The organism is Aeromicrobium sp. A1-2 (genome assembly GCF_003443875.1).
Classification (GTDB): domain Bacteria; phylum Actinomycetota; class Actinomycetes; order Propionibacteriales; family Nocardioidaceae; genus Aeromicrobium.
This window is the reverse complement of sequence record NZ_CP027482.1, coordinates 179818-197829: the sequence shown is the minus strand read 5'-3', so window position 1 is coordinate 197829 and position 18012 is coordinate 179818. Positions and strand designations below refer to the sequence as shown.

The 18012-nt window shown below is 69.2% G+C and carries 19 protein-coding genes; 4 read left to right on the top strand and 15 right to left on the bottom strand.

From position 1 onward, the window contains the following. Positions 1-115: 115 nt before the first annotated feature. From C6I20_RS00935 to C6I20_RS00920, 4 genes are all read right to left on the bottom strand, one after another. Positions 116-1633, bottom strand: coding sequence for an aldehyde dehydrogenase family protein (locus tag C6I20_RS00935; protein WP_118394244.1), 1518 nt, complete (start codon positions 1631-1633; stop codon positions 116-118). Continuing rightward, entirely contained in the window at positions 1630-3213 is a 1584-nt protein-coding gene (locus tag C6I20_RS00930; RefSeq protein WP_118394243.1) for a GMC family oxidoreductase, read from the bottom strand. The genes C6I20_RS00935 and C6I20_RS00930 overlap by 4 nt, the downstream gene beginning before the upstream one ends. A 69-nt stretch (positions 3214-3282) precedes the next feature. Continuing rightward, a complete protein-coding gene (gene menD / locus C6I20_RS00925) occupies positions 3283-4851 on the bottom strand; it encodes a 2-succinyl-5-enolpyruvyl-6-hydroxy-3-cyclohexene-1-carboxylate synthase (protein WP_118394242.1) in 1569 nt (522 codons plus the stop codon). Continuing rightward, entirely contained in the window at positions 4848-5792 is a 945-nt protein-coding gene (locus C6I20_RS00920; RefSeq protein WP_118394241.1) for an o-succinylbenzoate synthase, read from the bottom strand. The genes menD and C6I20_RS00920 overlap by 4 nt, the downstream gene beginning before the upstream one ends. A gap of 37 nt (positions 5793-5829) precedes the next feature. Here C6I20_RS00920 and C6I20_RS00915 point away from each other — a divergent pair, with 37 nt between their 5' ends. Continuing rightward, complete coding sequence (locus C6I20_RS00915) at positions 5830-6489, top strand: SDR family oxidoreductase (RefSeq protein ID WP_118394240.1); 660 nt, start codon at positions 5830-5832, stop codon at positions 6487-6489. Between the two features lie 3 nt (positions 6490-6492). Here the strand turns inward: C6I20_RS00915 and C6I20_RS00910 are convergent, their stop codons facing one another. Both C6I20_RS00910 and C6I20_RS00905 read right to left on the bottom strand, forming a co-directional pair. Further along, complete coding sequence (locus C6I20_RS00910; protein ID WP_118394239.1) at positions 6493-7530, bottom strand: AMP-binding protein; 1038 nt, start codon at positions 7528-7530, stop codon at positions 6493-6495. Beyond that, complete coding sequence (locus tag C6I20_RS00905; protein ID WP_216822956.1) at positions 7527-8090, bottom strand: hypothetical protein; 564 nt, start codon at positions 8088-8090, stop codon at positions 7527-7529. Before C6I20_RS00905 ends, C6I20_RS00910 begins: the two co-directional genes overlap by 4 nt. 51 nt (positions 8091-8141) lie before the next feature. Between C6I20_RS00905 and C6I20_RS00900 the strand changes: the two genes are divergently transcribed. Both C6I20_RS00900 and C6I20_RS00895 read left to right on the top strand, forming a co-directional pair. Next, the gene (locus C6I20_RS00900) at positions 8142-9047 is read left to right on the top strand and encodes a 1,4-dihydroxy-2-naphthoate polyprenyltransferase (RefSeq protein ID WP_118398414.1); all 906 of its coding nucleotides are present in this window, start codon (positions 8142-8144) and stop codon (positions 9045-9047) included. Then, complete coding sequence (locus C6I20_RS00895; RefSeq protein WP_371682654.1) at positions 8980-9543, top strand: metallophosphoesterase family protein; 564 nt, start codon at positions 8980-8982, stop codon at positions 9541-9543. The genes C6I20_RS00900 and C6I20_RS00895 overlap by 68 nt, the downstream gene beginning before the upstream one ends. Before the next feature lie 105 nt (positions 9544-9648). Here C6I20_RS00895 and C6I20_RS00890 read toward each other — a convergent pair whose 3' ends face one another. Both C6I20_RS00890 and C6I20_RS00885 read right to left on the bottom strand, forming a co-directional pair. Continuing rightward, positions 9649-10731 (bottom strand): PLP-dependent cysteine synthase family protein, encoded by a 1083-nt coding sequence (locus tag C6I20_RS00890; protein ID WP_118394238.1) that lies wholly within the window; start codon positions 10729-10731, stop codon positions 9649-9651. Next, entirely contained in the window at positions 10712-10978 is a 267-nt protein-coding gene (locus tag C6I20_RS00885; RefSeq protein ID WP_118394237.1) for a DUF4229 domain-containing protein, read from the bottom strand. Before C6I20_RS00885 ends, C6I20_RS00890 begins: the two co-directional genes overlap by 20 nt. A gap of 69 nt (positions 10979-11047) precedes the next feature. Here C6I20_RS00885 and C6I20_RS00880 point away from each other — a divergent pair, with 69 nt between their 5' ends. Beyond that, complete coding sequence (locus C6I20_RS00880; protein WP_118394236.1) at positions 11048-11320, top strand: PLDc N-terminal domain-containing protein; 273 nt, start codon at positions 11048-11050, stop codon at positions 11318-11320. Positions 11321-11345: 25 nt separating this feature from the next. On the opposite strand, the gene C6I20_RS00875 is transcribed toward C6I20_RS00880, so the two are convergent. The 7 genes from C6I20_RS00875 to C6I20_RS00845 form a co-directional block, all read right to left on the bottom strand. Then, positions 11346-12404 (bottom strand): ABC transporter permease, encoded by a 1059-nt coding sequence (locus C6I20_RS00875; protein ID WP_118394235.1) that lies wholly within the window; start codon positions 12402-12404, stop codon positions 11346-11348. Beyond that, positions 12401-13303 (bottom strand): ABC transporter ATP-binding protein, encoded by a 903-nt coding sequence (locus tag C6I20_RS00870; RefSeq protein WP_216822955.1) that lies wholly within the window; start codon positions 13301-13303, stop codon positions 12401-12403. Before C6I20_RS00870 ends, C6I20_RS00875 begins: the two co-directional genes overlap by 4 nt. 207 nt (positions 13304-13510) lie before the next feature. Further along, complete coding sequence (gene ccsB / locus C6I20_RS00865; RefSeq protein WP_118394234.1) at positions 13511-14452, bottom strand: c-type cytochrome biogenesis protein CcsB; 942 nt, start codon at positions 14450-14452, stop codon at positions 13511-13513. Then, on the bottom strand, positions 14449-16008 hold the full coding sequence (locus C6I20_RS00860) for a cytochrome c biogenesis protein ResB (RefSeq protein WP_118394233.1): 1560 nt from the start codon (positions 16006-16008) through the stop codon (positions 14449-14451). The genes ccsB and C6I20_RS00860 overlap by 4 nt, the downstream gene beginning before the upstream one ends. Then, on the bottom strand, positions 16005-16757 hold the full coding sequence (locus C6I20_RS00855) for a cytochrome c biogenesis CcdA family protein (RefSeq protein ID WP_118394232.1): 753 nt from the start codon (positions 16755-16757) through the stop codon (positions 16005-16007). The genes C6I20_RS00860 and C6I20_RS00855 overlap by 4 nt, the downstream gene beginning before the upstream one ends. After that, positions 16754-17359 carry a TlpA disulfide reductase family protein gene (locus C6I20_RS00850; RefSeq protein ID WP_118394231.1) on the bottom strand — a complete coding sequence of 202 codons (606 nt, stop codon included), beginning with the start codon at positions 17357-17359 and terminating at the stop codon, positions 16754-16756. Before C6I20_RS00850 ends, C6I20_RS00855 begins: the two co-directional genes overlap by 4 nt. After that, a complete protein-coding gene (locus C6I20_RS00845) occupies positions 17356-18006 on the bottom strand; it encodes a histidine phosphatase family protein (protein ID WP_118394230.1) in 651 nt (216 codons plus the stop codon). Before C6I20_RS00845 ends, C6I20_RS00850 begins: the two co-directional genes overlap by 4 nt. Positions 18007-18012: the final 6 nt, after the last annotated feature.

Here is an 18012-nt window from a genome sequence, read left to right as displayed (position 1 = left end):
GGCTACCGACCGTCACCCACCCAGCAATCCCCGACGGCGCGCAATTGCCGAACCCGCTTGCCGAACCGATGACAACTTCGCATCGTGATCCGGCAAGCGGGTCCGGCAGGGCGAGCTACTTCAGGGTCTTCTTGCCACCGTGCATCAGGGTGATGAGGGTCGCGACCTTGCCGTCGGTCTTGGCGTCGCGGCTGAATGACGTCAGCATCATGACCGGCTTGAACTTCTGCCGCGTGATGGCCTTGGCGTAGGTGAATTCCTTGAGGCCGTCAGGCCCGTGGATGCGGCCGAAGCCGGACTGGCCCACGCCGCCGAACGGCAAGGTCGGCACGCCCGCGAACGCGATGACCGAGTTGACCGAGGTCATGCCCGAACGGATCTGCTTGGCGATCTCCATGCCCTGCTTCTTGGAGAACACCGCGCCGGCCAGGCCGTAGGCCGTGGCGTTGGTCAGCGTGACTGCCTCGGCCATGCTCTTGACCGGGTTGATCGCCAGCGTCGGCCCGAAGGTCTCCTCGGTGATCTCGGTCGAGTTCTCCGGCACGTGGGTCAGGATCGTCGGCTGGACGAACCGCTCGCCGACCGCGTCAGGGCCACCCAGAACGACGTTGGCGCCCTTGGCAACTGCGTCGTCGAGGTGGCTCTTGATGACCTTGAGCTGCGACGGCATCGTGATCGGGCCAATCTTGGCGCCCGCGTCGGCGCCGGCACGGAGATCCTTGGCCTGATCGAGGATCTCGGTCATGAACGAGTCAAAGACCTTCTCGTGGACGTAGACCCGCTCGGTGCCGATGCAGGTCTGACCGGCGTTGGCCATCCCGCCCCACAGTGCCGCCTCGGCAGCCTTCGCGATGTCGGCGTCCTCGTCGACGATCAAGGAGTCCTTGCCACCGGCCTCGATGATGACCGGGGTGAGGTTCTCCGAGCATGCGGCCATGACCTTCTTGCCCGTCGCGCCCGAGCCCGTGAAGGCAAGCTTGTCAACGTCCGCAGTGCACAGAGCGTTGCCGGTCGCGCCGAGCCCCGTGATGGTCTGCAGGACGGGGCGTCCGTGGACGACCTCGGTGAACGTGTCGGCGAGCCACTGACCAACACCGGGGGTGTACTCGCTGGGCTTGAACACGACGGTGTTGCCGGCCGCCAGGGCGTACGCGATCGAGCCCATCGGGGTGAAGACCGGGTAGTTCCAGGGGCCGATCACACCGACGACACCGAGGGCGTTGTACTCCACGGTCGAGGCCTGGTTGGCCATCAGCAGGCCCGACTTGACCTTGTGCGGACCGAGGACCTTCTTGGCGTGCTTGGCGGCCCACGCGACGTGGTCGATCGCGAGGATGATCTCGAGCTGGGCGTCACCGTGCGGCTTGCCGGTCTCGCGGTGCGAGAGGTCGGCAAGCTGGGCGATCCGGCGGGTGATGACGCTGCGCCAGGTCAGCAGGTACTCACCCCGCTCGGCGAAGCTCAGGTTGCCCCACCAGTCGGCCGCCTCGCGGGAACGGGCGACTGCGGCGTCGACGTCGGCCTTCGACGCGATCGGGTGGGACCCGACGACGTCACCGTTCGACGGATCGAGCGAATCGAACGTCTGGACCGGCGCGTCCTTGGACGTGGGGGTTTCGATCGTGGCGGTCATCGGGACTCCTTGATGAGGTCGGCGCACTTCTCGCCGATCATGATGGTGGGTGCATTGGTGTTGCCGCGGGGAACCCTCGGCATGACCGAGGCGTCGGCGACCCGGAGGCCATCGACGCCGTGGACCTTGAGCTCAGGATCGACGACACTGCCCTCGATCGTGCCCATCGCGCAGGTCGCGACCGGGTGGTAGAGCGTCTGGCCGAGCTGGCCGATACTTTCAATGATCTCATCGTCCGACGGATTCGCCGACCGGGGATTCCACGGCTCGTCGACGAACTTCGCGAGGGGGCCCTGCGCGATGATGTCGTACGCGCGGCGGAATCCGCTGATCATCGCGTCGAGGTCGGCCCGGTCGTCGAAGTAGCCCGGGTCGATCTCGGGGTGCCAGGTCGGGTCGGCGGACCGCAGCTTGACGTGACCCTTGCTCTGGACGTTGACCAGGGTCACAGCCGTGGTCAGCGCGCGGCGCACAGGCTCGTGCATGCCATTGTCGTAGAAGCCCGTCGGCACCATGTGCAGCTGGATGTCGGGGACGTCGAGGTCCTCACGCGAGGTGTAGAAAGCACCGGCCTCGGCGATGTTGGAGCTCAGCGGGCCGCGGCCGGTGGCGCGCCACTTGACCAGGTTGCCCAGGCCCAACATCTCGGCCATGTCGGTCGTGTCCTTGGTGTAGCTGAAAATCCCGGACACGGGTTGGTCCTGCAGGTTCTGGCCGACGCCCGAGGACTCGACGGCAACGTCGATGCCCATCTCGCGCAGGTGCGACCCCGGCCCGATGCCCGACAGCATCAGCAGCTGCGGGCTGTTGACCGCGCCGCCGCTCAGCACGACCTCGGCATTGGCGCGGGCCACGAGCGGCTCGCCGCCTCGGGTGTAGGCGACGCCGGTCGCCCGGTTCCCGTCGAGCAGGATCTTGGTCACGAACGACTCGGTGCGGATCGTCAGGTTGGGGCGGTTCTCGGCCGGATGGATGTACGCGTCGGCGACCGACCAGCGATGGCCCTTCTTGCAGGTGACCTGGTAGAGCCCGGCGCCCTCCTGTCCGGCGCCGTTGAAGTCGTCGTTGCGCTTGAGCCCGGCGGAGACGCCCGACTCGACGAATGCCGTGCTGAGCTCATGGTTGTAGCGGCGGTCCTCGACGTGCAGGGGTCCGTCCGTGCCGTGGAAGGGATCACCGAGGCGGGTGTTGCCCTCGGCCTTCTTGAAGTAGGGCAGCACGTCGTCGAAGCCCCACCCGTTGGCGCCATAGGCGTCGCGCCACTCGTCGTAGTCGGCGTGGTTGCCGCGGATGTAGATCATCGCGTTCATCGACGAGCAGCCGCCGAGGGCCTTCATGCGCGGCCAGTAGGCGCGACGTCCGCCGAGGTGCTTCTGCGGCGTCGTCTCGTAGTTCCAGTCCCACTTGGTCTTGAACAGCGTCGAAAAACCCAGCGGCATGTGGATCATCTCGTCGTCGTCCGCCGGACCGGCCTCGAGCAGCAGGACGCTGACCTGGGGATCCTCGGTCAGGCGCGCGGCGACCACACCACCCGCGCTCCCGGATCCGATGACTATGTAGTCGAAGCTCTCGTCGGCCATGACTCCCTTTCAGCGGCAAGTGACGTGGACCACAAACCTACCGCCGGTACGACCGTGACACAACCGGTGTCAGAGTCCGATCGCTGCGGCGACGTCCGCATCGACGCGAGCGACGAGTCCGCGACGGCCTGTCCGGTCGAGCGGCACCTCGAGAACCCGGATGCCGGTGACCGACTCCTCCAGCGCGGCGGGAAGCTCTCGGGGTGTCGCGATGCGGTGCGCGACCCGGTAGCCCGCGCACAGCGCGCCGATGTCGGCGCCCGTCGGGGTCGCGTAGACCCGCTCGAAGGACCCGGCGTACTCCGGCGCCCCCTGTTCGAGCGTCGCGAAGATGCTGCCGCCGTCGTCCGACGCGACCACGATCGTGAGATCGGGCCGCTGCTCCCCCGGCCCGATCAGCAAACCGTTGCTGCCGTGCAGGAAGGTCAGGTCGCCGACATACGCGATGGCCCGGCTGGACGGTCGGGCCAGCGCCGCGCCGATCGCGCTGGACAGCGTGCCGTCGATGCCGGCGAGCCCACGGTTGGCGATGATGAGCCTTTTCTCGCCGACCGGGTATGGGCGGGCGACGAGGTCGAGGTCGCGGATCGGGCTGGAGGAGCCAGCGAACAGCAGGCCACCGGGCGGCACGGCAGCGCTGACCGCGCGGGCGACCTCGTACGGCGTGCGGGGGGTCAGCGCATCGATCGCGGCAGTGGCCAGGGCGTCGGCCGCGTGCCATGACTCCAGCCACGCCGGATCGTCCGCGGGGCCCGGCTCGAGACCAGCGGTGAACCGGACGTTGGAGCCGGCCGGCAGGGGGAAGGTCTCCTGCGTGCCGACGTGCACGATCTCGATGTCGGTCCGCGCGAGGAGCCGCGTGACCGGACGCGACAGCGTCGCGTGCCCGAAGCTCACGACCCGCTCGATCTGTGCGGTGAGCGGCGAGTGGGCCAGGAGCGCGCGGTACGCGACCAGGGCCTCGCCATTGCGCGATCCCGACGTCGGCTCGGCGAGCAGCGGCCAGCCCGCATCCCGGGCCAGGATCCGTGCCGGCTGTCGGGCGTCGTCGCCGGCGACCACGACGGTGCGCGGGCCGATCGGCAGCGGCGGTGAGACTGGCAGCTCCGGCCCCGGCTCCCACCTCGCGGGCCGCCCTCCCCCGAGATCGAGGTCATCCGGCTCGATCAGCGGCTCGTCGAGCTCGAGGTTGAGGTGACCGGGCCGATCCCGCGCCATCAGGGCGATGATGGCGTCAGCGTCTTCGATGAACCGCACGCCCGGGAAAATCCTGCGCTGCTCGGTGGTCTGGTTGGCGCCCGTGCCGCGGAGGCGGGCCGGGCGGTCGGCCGTGACGGCGATCAGCGGCACGGCGGCGTGCGACGCCTCGAGCATCGCGGGGTGCAGGTTGGCCACCGCGGTGCCCGAGGTCGTGATGACCGGCACAGGTCGGCGCGACGCCTTGGCCATGCCAAGCGCGAGGAACGCGGCCTCGCGCTCGTCGACCCGTACGTGCAGGCGGAGCAGCCCGTGGTCGTCCGCCTCCACCAGGGCCAGGGCGAGGGGACCCGATCGAGATCCCGGCGAGAGCACGGCCTCCCGCACCCCGAAGTCGACCATCCTGCGCACGAGCTGTCGCGACACGCGTGTCGAGCTCATGCCAGCACCGCTCGAACCGCGGACAGCCGGGCCTGCCAACGGGCGTCAGTCTGGCCGTCCGCAGCGACCGCGGCATATGCGCCGGGGTCGAGCACCTGGCGACCGACCGGGAGGAAGCCGTCGACCGGGGCCAGTGCGTCAGCGACGACATCTCCGTCGAGCAGGGACGTCGTGGCGAGCCCGCAGGCATACGGCAGCTCGGGCAGGGCCGCGGCCAGAGCCAGTCCGGCGGCCAGCCCGATCGAGGTCTCGACCGCGCTGGACACCACGACAGGCAGCCCGATCTGCTCGGCGATCCGCAGGCAGGCGTGGACGCCACCGAGCGGCGCGACCTTGAGGACCGCGATGTCGGCGGCCTCGAGCTCGACGACCCGCAACGGATCCTCGGCGCGGCGGATCGACTCGTCGGCGGCGATCGGCACATCGATCCGGCGACGCACCATCGCGAGCTCCTCGACCGCGGCGCAGGGTTGCTCGACGTACTCCAGGCCGTTGGCGGCCGCGGTGAGTGCCGCGATCGCCGCAACCGCCTCGTCGACGGACCAGCCGCCGTTGGCATCGACACGGACATGCCCGCCCGGACCGAGCGCGTCCCGAACGGCTTCGACCCGGGCGATGTCGTCGGCCAGGGTCTGGCCGCGCTCGGCGACCTTGACCTTGGCGGTCCGGCACCCGCTGCGACTGACGATCCGGTACGCGTGCTCAGGGTCGACCGCGGGGACCGTGCAGTTGACTGCAACCCGCGTGCGCAGCGGCGCGGGCCACTCGCGCTCGGCGGAGTCCAGCGCGGCGGCAAGCCACGGAGCGCTCTCGCGGGCGTCGTAGTCGAGGAACGGGCTGAACTCGGCCCAGCCCGCGGAGCCCTCGACCAACATCCCCTCGCGTCGGTCGATGCCGCGAAAACGCGTGGGCATCGCGATGGCGTAGGTGTGGAACTGCACGAGTGGCAACTTACCGCCAGGCCCGTACCGTCGAGGTATGACCCGAATTGCGATAGTCGGAGGCCACGGAAAGATCGCCCGCCTCCTGATCCCCCTTCTCGCCGACTCCGGACACCAGCCCGTCGCGCTGGTGCGCAACCCGGACTACACCGCAGAGCTCGAGCGTCTCGGCGCCGAGGTGCGCATCCTCGACATCGAGCAGGACGATGCGGCCACCTTCGCCGAGGCGTTCACCGGCGCCGGCTGCGTCGTGTTCGCCGCCGGTGGCGGGGCCGACGGCAACGTCGAGCGCAAGCGCACGGTCGATCTGGGCGGCTCGCTCAAGTCGATCGAGGGCGCGACCGCGGCCGGCGCCACCCGATTCGTGCAGATCTCGGCGATCGGTGTCGCCCAGCCGATCGGCGACGACGTGGAGGAGGCCTGGTCCACCTACGTCGAGGCCAAGCGCGACGCCGACATCGCGCTCCGGGCCAGCGACCTGGACTGGACCATCGTCCGTCCGGGTGGGCTGACCGATGACGAGCCGACCGGGCACGTCGCGCTCGGCGAGACCGTCGACCGGGACCAGATCCCCCGCGCCGACGTCGCTGCTCTGATCGCCGCAGTGATCGACGAGCCGGCCACGATCGGACGCCAGTGGGAGGCCGTCAGCGGCGCCACCACGATCGCCGACGCCATCGCCGGAGCCGTCGCCTAGCCGCTACCTCGAGCCGAGCGCCTGCCGGTCGACCTTGCCGCCGGGCAGCAGGGGCAGCGCGTCGAGCAGGACGACCTCGCGGGGCGCCCAGCTGCGCGGCAGGCCGGCCTCCTCGATGCCGTCGCGTACCTCGTCGAGCCGCAGCCCGTCGAGGCACACGGCATCATCGGGCACGAGGAAGGCCACGACCCGCGCGCCCCACTCGTCGTCGGGCACCCCGATCGCCACGCCATCGCGCACGCCCTCGTGGGCCCGGAGCGCGGCAGTGACAGCGGGTAGCGGCACGTTGACGCCACCGCTGATCACGACGTCATCGCGACGACCCGTGATGCGGAGCCGGCCGTCGGCACCGATCTCGCCGACATCAGCGGTCGCGAACCAGCCATCGCGCAGCACCCGCTCGGTCGCGGCCGGGTCGGCGTAACCGTCGAACAGGACGGGGCCAGCGACGTGCACCTGCCCCGCATCGTCGATCCGGACCCGGACGTCGTCCAGCGGCAGTCCGTCGTAGACACAGCCGCCGCTGGTCTCGCTCATCCCGTACGTCCGGACGACCCGCACCCCGGCTGCCCGCAGCGCCTCGAGCAGGTCCGGTGCCACCGCGGCGCCACCGATCAGCAGCGCGTCGAGCGGAGCCAGGACGCCGATGTCGCCCGCGTCGACGAGTCGGTGCACCTGGGTCGGGACGAGGGAGGCATAGCGACGCGGTCCGGGGATTGCAGCAACGGCCTCGGCCAGAGCAGCGTGCTGATCGGCGTGGACCGGCTCGAGTCCCGCCAGCGCTGAGCGCACCAGGACCTGCAGACCGCCGATGCCGGTGACCGGGATCGCCTGCAACCAGCCCCCCGCCCCGCCGAGCCGTTCCAGGCTCGCACGCGCCGAGGCAAGCACCGCGTCACGAGACAGCACGACGTCCTTGGGCTCGCCCGTGCTGCCGGACGTACGGACGACCAACGGGGCGCCGCCGTCGCGCACCCAGGCCTGGACCAGGTCGAAAACCTCGCGGGGCGACCCGCCGACCGGGCGCAGGCCCGCCGTCATGCCGGCTCGCCAGGCTCGGGCGGCAGATCCACCGGCCGCTTGAAGTACGTCCAGGGGAACCACATCGAGCCGATGCGCTCCCAGCCCTTGACCTCGAGGTCGCGCGCCTTGCGGCTGCCGATCACAGCACGCTTGTGCTCCCACTGCGTCGACGACTTCTCGACGTCGTGGAACATCGGCCCGTAGCCGACCGAGTGCCAGCCGTGCCGACCCCATGCGTTGAGCTGGTCGATCTCGTTGAATGCCGTGAGGCCCACCAGCTGGCGGCACTCCGCTGTGCAGGGGGACGGCGTCGCGGGGACATGGCCGAACCGTTGCTGGGCCGCCTGCCGGGACATGCCGAGCGCCGATCCGACGGCCTCCCAGCTCGAGCCAGCGGCGCGGGCCGACGTCACCGCCGACCGCAGCAACCGGCCGGTCTCCTCGTACGTGCGGTTGGTCAGGACGGCCAGCTCGAGGTGCGCCTCCGGGTCGCTGTCGAGGCGTCGCTCGATCGTCGGATCGAGGCGCGCGATAGCCCGAGCGATCAGGTCCGAGAACTCGCCGTCGGGGATGTCCATACTGTCAACAATACCTTGACAGACCGTGGCAGACAAGATGTGCGTGAGCAGATGGCAGACTGGTCGATCGTGAACGCACCCGCCCCGTCCCCCGCCCAGTTGTGGATCGCCGGCGCCCGCCCGCGCACCCTCCCAGCCGCCGTCCCCCCCGTGCTCGCCGGAACCGGTGCCGCGACCTACGCGGACTCGTTCGTGTGGTGGAAGGCGCTGCTAGCGCTCGGGGTCTCGCTGGCCCTGCAGATCGGCGTCAACTACGCCAACGACTACTCCGACGGCATCAAGGGCACCGATGACGACCGGGTCGGACCGCTGCGGCTCGTGGGCTCAGGACTCGTGCCGGCCCGCTCGGTCAAGCTCGTCGCGTTCGCGTTCTTCGGCCTCGGCGGAGCTCTCGGCCTGGTCCTCGCGGCGACGACCAGCTGGTGGCTCCTACTGGTCGGGATCGCGGCGATCGGCGCGGCCTGGACGTACACCGGCGGGCCCTCGCCGTACGGCTACCGCGCCCTCGGCGAGGTCAGCGTATTCGTGTTCTTCGGGCTCGTCGCCGTGCTCGGCACGTCGTACGTCCAGGTCGAAGAGCTCACCTGGCCAGCCTTCGCGGCGTCGATCGGCGTCGGCGCGCTGGCCTGCGCGATCCTGGTCGCCAACAACCTGCGCGACATCCCGACCGACTCGGTGACCGGCAAGCGCACCCTCGCCGTCGTGATGGGCGATCGCCGGACGCGACGATTCTTCACTCTGCTGCTGGCCGTGGCGCTCATGACCCTGATCTGGGCGTCGGCGTTCACGCCGTGGGCGCTGCTGGGGCTCCTGATGGTGCCATTTGCGGTACGCGCCCGACAGACCGTTGCCTCCGGCTCGTCCGGAATGGCGCTGATCCCGGTGCTGCGTGACACCGGCCTGGCCGAGCTCGTCTACGCCGCCGGGCTGGGGCTCGGCCTGGTCATCGGGGCCTGACGTGCTGCGGGTCGCGGTCGTGTCCGACACTCACGCCCCCCGGTTCTGGAAGTCGATGCCGGCCGCGGTCGCGGAGCAGCTCGTCGACGTCGACGTGATCCTGCACGCAGGCGATGTGTGCCTGCCGTCGGTGCTCGACGAGCTGGCGGCCTTCGCCCCGGTCCACGTGGTGCGCGGCAACAACGACGGCGACGACGTCGCGGCGTGGGGTGCACCAGAGACGCTGGAGATCGACCTCGACGGCGTCCGCGTCGCCATGATCCACGACAGCGGATCCAAGGAGGGCCGGGCGAGCCGCATGCGTCGACTGTTCCCTGCTGCGGATCTCGTGGTCTTCGGCCACTCCCACATCCCGTGGGACACCGAGACGGACGGACAGCGCCTCTTCAACCCCGGTTCGCCGACCGACAAGCGGCGGCAGCCTCGCGGCACGATCGGCCGGATCCTGATCGATGCCGGCACGATCCGCTCCGCCGAGATCATCCCAGTCACCTGACCAGCCCGTCCCCACCGCCCAAGATGTGGGCGCTTGGCGGGCATTCCAGCGCGGCAAAAACCCGGGATGTGCCCACATCTTGGGGAATTGGGGAGGGCTGGTGGGTCAGACCCTAGGGAGGGTGCCGGTGCGGTCGAACTCGGCGAGCGCAGCGGCGTACGGCGTGACGTCGATGCCGCGCTCGGCCAACCAGGTGTCGTCGTAGTACGTGTTGGCGTAGCGCTCGCCACCGTCGCACAGGAGCGTCACGACGCTGCCGCTCTCGCCGGCCTCGCGCATCTCGCCGATCTTCTGCAAAGAGGCCCAGATGTTGGTGCCGGTCGATCCGCCGACCGGCCGGCCGAGGATGCCCGAGACCCACCGCATCGCAGCGATCGAGGCGGCGTCCGGCACACGGACCATGTCGTCGATGACCCCGCCGACGAAAGACCCCTCAATGCGCATCCGGCCGATGCCCTCGATGCGCGATGGCTTGTCGGTCGTGACGTCGGAGCTGTCAGACTCCCAGCCGCCGTAGAACGCGGAGTTTTCCGGGTCGGCCACCACGATGCGGGTGTTGAACCGGCGGTAGCGAACGAACCGGCCGATCGTCGCGGACGTCCCGCCCGTGCCTGCACCGACCACGATCAGGCTGGGACACGGGTGGGGCTCGGCGGAGAGCTGCTCGAAGATCGACTCGGCGATGTTGTTGTTGCCCCGCCAGTCCGTCGCCCGTTCGGCGTACGTGAACTGGTCCATGTAATGGCCGCCGCACTTGTCGGCGAGCTCACGGGCGACGTCGTAGACCGTGCCGGGATCGTCGACAAGGTGGCAGCGCCCGCCGTAGAACTCGATCAGTGCGATCTTTTCCGGGCTCGTCGAGGCCGGCATGACCGCGACGAAAGGCAGACCGACGAGCCGGGCGAAGTACGCCTCGCTGACCGCGGTCGAGCCGCTGGACGCCTCGATGACGGTCGATCCACCGTGGATCCAGCCATTGCACAGCGCGTAGAGGAACAGCGACCTGGCCAGCCGGTGCTTGAGACTGCCGGTGGGGTGCACCGACTCGTCCTTGAGATAGAGCTCGATGCCCGGCACCGGGATCGGCAGGACATGCAGGTGCGTGTCGGCACTGCGGTTGGCGTCGGCGTCGACCCGGCGGATGGCCTCGGCGATCCAGGCGCGACTCTCAGTCGACGTCTTCGGCATTGCGCGACTCCTCGACCCGCTTGGTCATCCGCGCGGCACGCTCCTGCACGTTCTGCGCGAGATTGTCGCGCAGCCCGGCGAGGGCGAAGATCGAGATCACCGACGACAACACGAGCGCGATCAGCAGCACGAACAACGTCGTGGCATTGCCCCACTCGACGAAGAACGAGGCGATCAACCAGACGACACCGAAAGTTGTTCCGAACAGAGCGAGGCGCGCCAACGTGTAGGACCAGAAAGCCTTCATGGCGGCAGCCTAATCGTTCGTCGGCTTCCGGTGGCAGGCTGGTTGCGGACCGCCCGGTAACGTTGGGCCATGGGCAAGTTCATCCTCGTGGTCATTGGGATCGCACTGTTCGTGTATGCCCTGTTCGACCTGATCGCCACGCCCCGCGATCGCGTGCGATATGTCCCCAAGCCGCTGTGGTTCGTCGTGCTGCTGATCGTTGGCATCGGACCCGTGCTGTGGTTGCTGCTCGGACGCAAGCGTCAGCTCCCCGGGATGGGCAAGCCGCAGACGGGGAAGCCGCCCAAGCCCGGGGGACCGATGGGCCCCGACGACGACCCGGACTACCTGCGCGGTCTGTGACCCCGGCTGGGTCGACCCAGCCCGGTCAGGTGTCCCAGCGGAACAGCCTGCTGGCGATCGCGGAGACGACCACGGCGAAGCCCAGCAGGATCAGGATCGGCGCGAGCGCCGCAGACGGACCCTCGCCGCGCACCATGGTGTCGAGCATCCCGTCGTTGAGGTGCTTGAGCGGCAGGATCTGGCTCACCGCAGCAACCCAGGACGGTGCACCGTCGAGCGGGAAGAACGACCCTGACAGGAACGCCATCGGCAGCACGACGAAGTTGGCGATGCCGACTGCCGCCTCCTCGCTCTTGGACACCGCGCCGGCGAGCAGGCCGAGCGCCATGAAGGCCAAGGTCCCCGCCGCGAGCAAGGGGATGATCATCGGCCACCAGCCGGAGAGCGTTAGCCCGAAGAATGCTGCGCCGACCCCGATGAAGATCGCCGCCTGCACCGCCGCGATGGCCATGCTGACCGCGATGCGGGCGAGGACCACGGCCCACGTCGGGATCGGCGCCAGACGCAGCCGCCGCAGCAGCCCGTTCTTGCGCCACACGACGAGGTTGGTCGCGGCACCGAACGTCGCGCCGGACGCGATGGCCCATCCCATCAGGCCAGGTGTGTAGAACTGGATCGCCGAGAGCGACTCGTCCTCGACCTGGTCGGCCTCGAGGGTGAACGTCGGCTGCTGCCCGGTCGCGGCGATGTTGGCCGACTGCACGACCGCCTGGAACGTCCCCTGCACCGTCGCGGCCTTGACCTGGTCGGCGCGGGAGAACCGGACGACGAGGGTGTCGCCGCGCTGCATGATCATCGCGTCGGTCTCACCCTTGCGCACCTTGCGGATCGCGGCCTCCTGATCGGTCGAGCGGTGGATCGTCAGGCTCTCGTCCAGGTAGGCGCGCACCTCCTTCGGCGCATCATCGAGCACCGGCACCGGTCCGACCTGCTCGATGTCCGTCCGTGAGCCGCCCGAGCCGCCGAGCAGCCCACCGAACAGCACGAGGAACATCAGCGGGAAGATCACCGCGAAGAAGAACGCCATCCGGTCTCGAAAGAAGCCCTTCAGCATCGCCCGGGCCAGGCTGCGGAACGCGGTCATGCGCGGTACTCCCGTCCGGTCAGCTCCAGGAAGACGTCCTCGAGCGAAGCGCCTTTGACGCTCAGGCCAGCGAGCGCGTCCTCGTCGGCCAGCGCGGTCAGGATGCGCGCCGGATCGCGGGTCGTGATCGTGAGGGCCGAGTCCTGGGCGCTCACGACGTCCGTGCCGGCGAGGGCGCGGGCAGCATCGATCGAGAGCGTGCCGGGCGCGAGGCTGATCCGGACCGGCGCGTCGAGGGCGCGGACCAGGGCGGCCGGGGTGTCCAGCTCGAGGATCCGGCCCGAGTCCATGATCGCGACCCGGTCGCACAGGGCCTCGGCCTCGTCCATGTAGTGCGTCGTGAGGACCACGGTCCGGCCCGACTCGTTGAGCCCGCGCAGCACGTCCCAGAGGTTGCGGCGGGCCTGCGGGTCGAGCGCCGCGGTCGGCTCGTCGAGGAACACGACATCAGGGTCGTGCACCAGCGCGCAGGCGATCGAGAGGCGCTGCTTCTGACCACCGGAGAGGTCCTCGGTGCGGGTGCCGGCCTTGTCGGTCAGGCCGACCTGCTCGAGCATCTCGTCAGTGCGCTCGGCCGCGACACCGTAGAGCGCGCCGAAGGTGTCGAGCTGCTCGCGCGCGGTCAGGCGTTCGAAGAAGGCCGACGACTGCAGCTGTACGCCCATCCGGCGCTGCAGGGCCGGCTCGCGCTTCCACGGCTCGTGACCGTCGATGCGGACCTGGCCAGCCTGCGGCTTGCGCAGCCCTTCGACCATCTCGAGCGTCGTGGTCTTGCCGGCCCCGTTGGGCCCCAGGAGCCCAAAGAACTCCCCTGCCGCGACGGAGAAGCTGACTCCGTCGACAGCGCGAACATCGCCGTAAGACATGACAAGGCCGTCGGCCGTGATCTGTGCTCCCACGGAGCCGACCCTATCCAAAGGTGAGAGCCAGACACCACCATGCGCGACCCACGATTTTCATCCCCCAAAGTGGAGGCACGCGCCCCCGACCGTCCCGAACTCAGTCGCGGGGCCGAGCGAGCGCAGCGAGCAACGGCAGGCGCCCGGGCGAAGCCCGGCACCGGCGAGGAACGAGCCGGTGAAGCGGCGAGGTATGAGCCGCGCGCCCTACTTGGCGTACGAGTGCATCCCCGCGACGAAGAGATTGATGCCCACGAAGTTGAACACGAACGTGGCGAAGCCGACGAGCGCCAGGATCGCGGCGGCCTTTCCCTTCCACCCGGCGGTGGCCCGCGCATGCAGGTAGCCGGCGTAGACGACCCAGGTGATGAACGCCCAGACCTCCTTGGGGTCCCAGCCCCAGTAGCGGCCCCACGCGTACTGCGCCCAGATCGGGCCCGCGATGAGAGCCGCGAAGGTCCAGATCGGGAAGGCAAAAGCGTGCACACGGTAGGCGACCTGGTCGATCTTGGCCGACGGCGGGATGCGCCACAGGAAGCCCACACGGTCCTCGGCCGCGGTGTTGCGCTCGGCCCGGGACTTGACCAGGTAGAGCACCGACGCCGCGGCACCGACGAGGAACGCCGAGCCCGAGATCATCGCACCGAGCACGTGGATGACCAGCCAGTACGAGTGCAGGGCCGGGACGAGCGGACCGGACGGCACGAAGACCAACGCCGAGAGGCCCAGCACGACGGTGCCGAAGCCCGTGATGATCGGGCCGACCCAGTCGATCGCCCACATGCGGACCAGCACGATGTACGCCGTCAGCGCGACCAGGACTGCTGCGCAGCCGAACTCGTACATGTTGCCCCATGGCACCCGCTGCGCGGACAGGCCGCGGGCGACGACGCCGACGAGCAGCACGAGCCACGATAGTCCGGTGAGGGAGAAGCCGATGCTGCCGGCCATGTTGCTGCGCTCGACGCCGATCTCCTGCGCGGCAGACGACTCGGGCAACGATGTGCTGGCGCCCACGAGCTCACGATCCGGGGCGACGTTGCGGGCGAATCCCCATTGCGCGACGTACATGACGAATGCCAGGGCAAGGATGCCCGTGGCCGACGCGACGGCGTAGTTGGAGAACTGTTCGTACTGCGCGAGCGTCATGCTCTCTCCTCTATGTCCCCGAGCGCTTCACGGAACCGCTTGAGAAAATCGTCCAGGTCGGCCGGCAGGTCATCACGGGGCACGCGATCGAGAACGGCGACGTCCACCACGGTACGTGAGCCATCCCGACGCGCGCGGATCCAGGTCCGCCGAGGCTTGACCGAGAGCGAGGCCATCAGGCCCACCAGCCCAGCGATGATCCCGATCAAGGGCACCTTGACCAAGGGCGACGAGCTGATCTGGAACCGGGCGAACTGCTTGAGCGCCACGAACTCGATCGTGCCGCCGTCCGGAAGGTCCTGGGCCTGCCCCGGCGAGAGGCTGATCCGGTAGCCCTTGCCGGTCGGCGCGAGGTACTGCTCCATCGCGGTCTTGTCGAGGATGTAGACCGATTGCGGAGTGCCGTCGTCCAGGCCCAGGTCGCCGTGCCAGACGAACAGCCCGAGCAGCGGGTTGGCGGCGGCCGGGAAGATCGAGATCGAGGCACCATCGGCACCCGTTGCCGCGGTCGGCAGGAAGAAGCCCTGGAAGCCGAGCTGCTCGGGCTCGGAGTCGGCGACCTTGATGACGCCGTTGGAGGTGTACGTCGAGTCGCTCGGGAGGAACGGCACAGCTTCGTTGAACACGACGTCGCCCTGGGCATCGGTGACCTTGATGACCGGCGAGTAGCCCTGGCCCACGAGGTACACCGACGTGCCGTTGATCTCGAGCGGGTGGTTGACCGTGATGTCGAACGGGCGGCGATCAGATCCCGGCTCCGAGGTGTAGGTGCCCTGCGCACGGAACAGTCGCGGCGCCCCGGCCTGCTGGCTGCCAAGCGGCTGGAACTTCGCCGTGAGGTCGTCGAGCTTGAGGGAGAACGGCGGCAGCTGACCCGCGTCGAACAACGCCCCGGACCCGAACTCGTCGTACTGCGTCAGCGAGTTGGAGAAGCCCTGCCCCTCCGTCACGATCGCGGAGCCACGGGAGCCGAACAACGTCCCGAAGGCCACGCCGACCAGCACGACCACGACGCTGATGTGGAAGATCAGGTTGCCGGCTTCGCGCAGGTAGCCCTTCTCGGCGCTCACCTCCGCGACACCCGCCTCGCGATCCACGACGTCGACCCGGGCGCGACCGAGCGCCCCGCGACCCGCGGCGACGACCTCCTCGATCGTGGCTGAGGTGTCAAACGATGCCGAAGCGGGCAGGCGGGCGAAGTTGCGCGGAGCCTTGGGCGGCCTGGCCCGCAGCGCCCGGAAGTAGACGAACGACCGCGGGATGATGCAGCCGACCAGAGAGATCATCAGCAGCAGGTAGATCGCGCTGAACCACGGTGAGGCATAGACGCTGAAGAATCCCAGTTTGTCGAGCGTCGGCGCACTGCCGGGGTGGTCGATGAAGTAGCGCTCGACGGCGCGGGCATCGACCCCGCGCTGCGGTACGAGCGATCCAGGGACAGCTGCGATCGCGAGCAGGAGCAGCAGGAACAGCGCCGTACGCATCGAGGTCAGCTGGCGCCAGAACCACCGAGTCATCGCCCGGCGGCCCAGCTCACTGACGGCGTTGGTGCTCATACGGGTGCCTCGAATCCGGTGACCCAGGTCTGCATCTCGCCGACCAGGTGATCCCACAGGCCGGTGACCAGCATCAGGCCGACGGCAATCAGCAGGGCACCGCCGGTGATCGAGACGAGGCGCTGGTTGCGCTTGAACCATGACAGGGCGTGCATGAATCGGCCGAAGCCGAGTGCCGCCAGGACGAACGGGATGCCCAGGCCGAGGCAGTAGGTGAAGGCCAGGAAGGCACCTCGTGCCGCCGATGCATCATCGGCCGCAAAGGACAGGCCGAGGACCGCGGCGAGGGTCGGGCCGATGCATGGCGTCCAGCCCAGCCCGAAGAACACCCCGAGCACCGGCGCGATCGCCAGCCCGACGGTCGGCACGGCGTGCACGCGGGACTCCCGCTGCATGAACGGCACGAAGCCGATGAAGACCAGGCCCAGCACGATGACGAGGATTCCGGTGACGACCGAGAGCTCCCGTTGGTACTTCTGCAGCTCGAGGCCGACCGAGCCGAACAGCGCACCGCCCAGGACGAACACCGTCGTGAAGCCGAGCACGAACAGCAACGCCCCGGCGAGCAGCCGACCGCGGCGAGCCGTCTCCAGATCCTGGGCGGCGACACCCGAGACGTAGGAGAGGTAGCCCGGCAGCAGTGGCACGACGCATGGTGAGAAGAACGAGATCAGTCCGGCCAGGACCGCGACGGGTACGGCGAGGAGCAGATTGCCCGAGAGGATCGTCTCGCTGAACCAGTCCGTCACGACACGCTCTTCTGCACGTCGTCGATGACACCGGCCAGCGTCGAGGCACGCAGCTTGGGATCCATGATGCGGGCGGCGACTCTGCCCTTGGAGTCGATGACCCAGGTTGTGGGGATGGCCTGCGTCGGCAGGCTCTTGACGAATCCCAGCTCGAGGCTGCCGCCCTGGTCGAGGAAGCTGGGGTACGTGATGCCCTGGCGCCGGTTGAACGCGATCGCGCTCGACGGGTCAGGGGTCTTGGTCAGCAGGCCGATGAACTGCACGTCCCTATCGGCGTACTCCTCGGAGACCTCCTTGAGCGCAGGCGCCTCGGCACGGCACGGCGGGCACCACGGCCCCCAGAGGTTGATGACCAAGGTCTTGCCGGCGAAGTCAGCGGTCGACAGCGGTCGGCCGTCAAGCCCTTCACCGGTCAGGACCGGCGCGGGCTTCCGATCTGCCGCGTCGACCAGGACCACGAGTCCGCCCTTGCTGCCGTCCGCCCCGACATAGCCGTCGGTCGTGCGGTCACGGCCACCGCCGCACGCCGTCAGCACGAGCAGCGCCGCGGCTGCCAGCACGACGGGGACGTGGCGAGCCGCGCGGTGACGCAGGCGCCTCATGCGCCTCCGACGAACTTGTTGCGCAGGGCCTCCGGGATCAGGTCGCCGGCCGGCTCGCTGTACGTCAGGCCGACGAAGGCGTCGTCGTCGAACGTCAGGGTCGTCAGGCTGGCCAGCGAGCACTGGCGTTTGCGCGGGTCATGCGCGAAGCGGGCGCGCTCGTAGGAGCGGCGCGCGGTCCAGACCGGGAGCTGGTGCGAGACGATGACCGCCTCGTGGCCCCGTGCGGCGTCCCGGGCGTCGTCGACCGCGGCCCGCATCCGCGCTGCGATCTCCTTGTACGGCTCACCCCACGAGGGGCGGAGCGGGTTGCGCAGGAGCCACCAGTTCTGGGGACGTTTCAGGGCGCCGTCGCCCACGCCGAAGGTCTTGCCCTCGAACCGGTTGCCGGCCTCGATGACCCGCTCGTCGGTCGTGATGTCCAGCTTGAGGATCTCCGAGATCGGCTTGGCTGTCTGCTGTGCGCGCTCCAGTGGTGAGGCGACGAGGTGGGTGATGTCGTTGCCCTTGAGTGATTCGGCGACCTTGGCGGCCATCTCGTGACCCAGTTCGGAGAGGTTGTAGCCGGCAATGCGTCCGTAGAGAACACCCAGCGGGTTGTGGACCTCGCCATGGCGCATGAGGTGGATCGTCGTGCGAGTGCTCATTCGGCT

Bases quoted from the DNA above. Each gene is read 5' to 3' on its own strand.
- C6I20_RS00930 (WP_118394243.1), bottom strand. From the start codon at position 3,213: ATGGCCGACGAGAGCTTCGACTACATAGTCATCGGATCCGGGAGCGCG.
- ccsB (WP_118394234.1), bottom strand. From the start codon at position 14,452: ATGACGCTCGCGCAGTACGAACAGTTCTCCAACTACGCCGTCGCGTCG.
- menD (WP_118394242.1), bottom strand. From the start codon at position 4,851: ATGAGCTCGACACGCGTGTCGCGACAGCTCGTGCGCAGGATGGTCGAC.
- C6I20_RS00910 (WP_118394239.1), bottom strand. From the start codon at position 7,530: ATGACGGCGGGCCTGCGCCCGGTCGGCGGGTCGCCCCGCGAGGTTTTC.
- C6I20_RS00915 (WP_118394240.1), top strand. From the start codon at position 5,830: ATGACCCGAATTGCGATAGTCGGAGGCCACGGAAAGATCGCCCGCCTC.
- C6I20_RS00850 (WP_118394231.1), bottom strand. From the start codon at position 17,359: ATGAGGCGCCTGCGTCACCGCGCGGCTCGCCACGTCCCCGTCGTGCTG.
- C6I20_RS00860 (WP_118394233.1), bottom strand. From the start codon at position 16,008: ATGAGCACCAACGCCGTCAGTGAGCTGGGCCGCCGGGCGATGACTCGG.
- C6I20_RS00890 (WP_118394238.1), bottom strand. From the start codon at position 10,731: ATGCCGAAGACGTCGACTGAGAGTCGCGCCTGGATCGCCGAGGCCATC.
- C6I20_RS00900 (WP_118398414.1), top strand. From the start codon at position 8,142: ATGGCAGACTGGTCGATCGTGAACGCACCCGCCCCGTCCCCCGCCCAG.
- C6I20_RS00905 (WP_216822956.1), bottom strand. From the start codon at position 8,090: ATGGACATCCCCGACGGCGAGTTCTCGGACCTGATCGCTCGGGCTATC.
- C6I20_RS00885 (WP_118394237.1), bottom strand. From the start codon at position 10,978: ATGAAGGCTTTCTGGTCCTACACGTTGGCGCGCCTCGCTCTGTTCGGA.
- C6I20_RS00935 (WP_118394244.1), bottom strand. From the start codon at position 1,633: ATGACCGCCACGATCGAAACCCCCACGTCCAAGGACGCGCCGGTCCAG.
- C6I20_RS00875 (WP_118394235.1), bottom strand. From the start codon at position 12,404: ATGACCGCGTTCCGCAGCCTGGCCCGGGCGATGCTGAAGGGCTTCTTT.
- C6I20_RS00845 (WP_118394230.1), bottom strand. From the start codon at position 18,006: ATGAGCACTCGCACGACGATCCACCTCATGCGCCATGGCGAGGTCCAC.
- C6I20_RS00880 (WP_118394236.1), top strand. From the start codon at position 11,048: ATGGGCAAGTTCATCCTCGTGGTCATTGGGATCGCACTGTTCGTGTAT.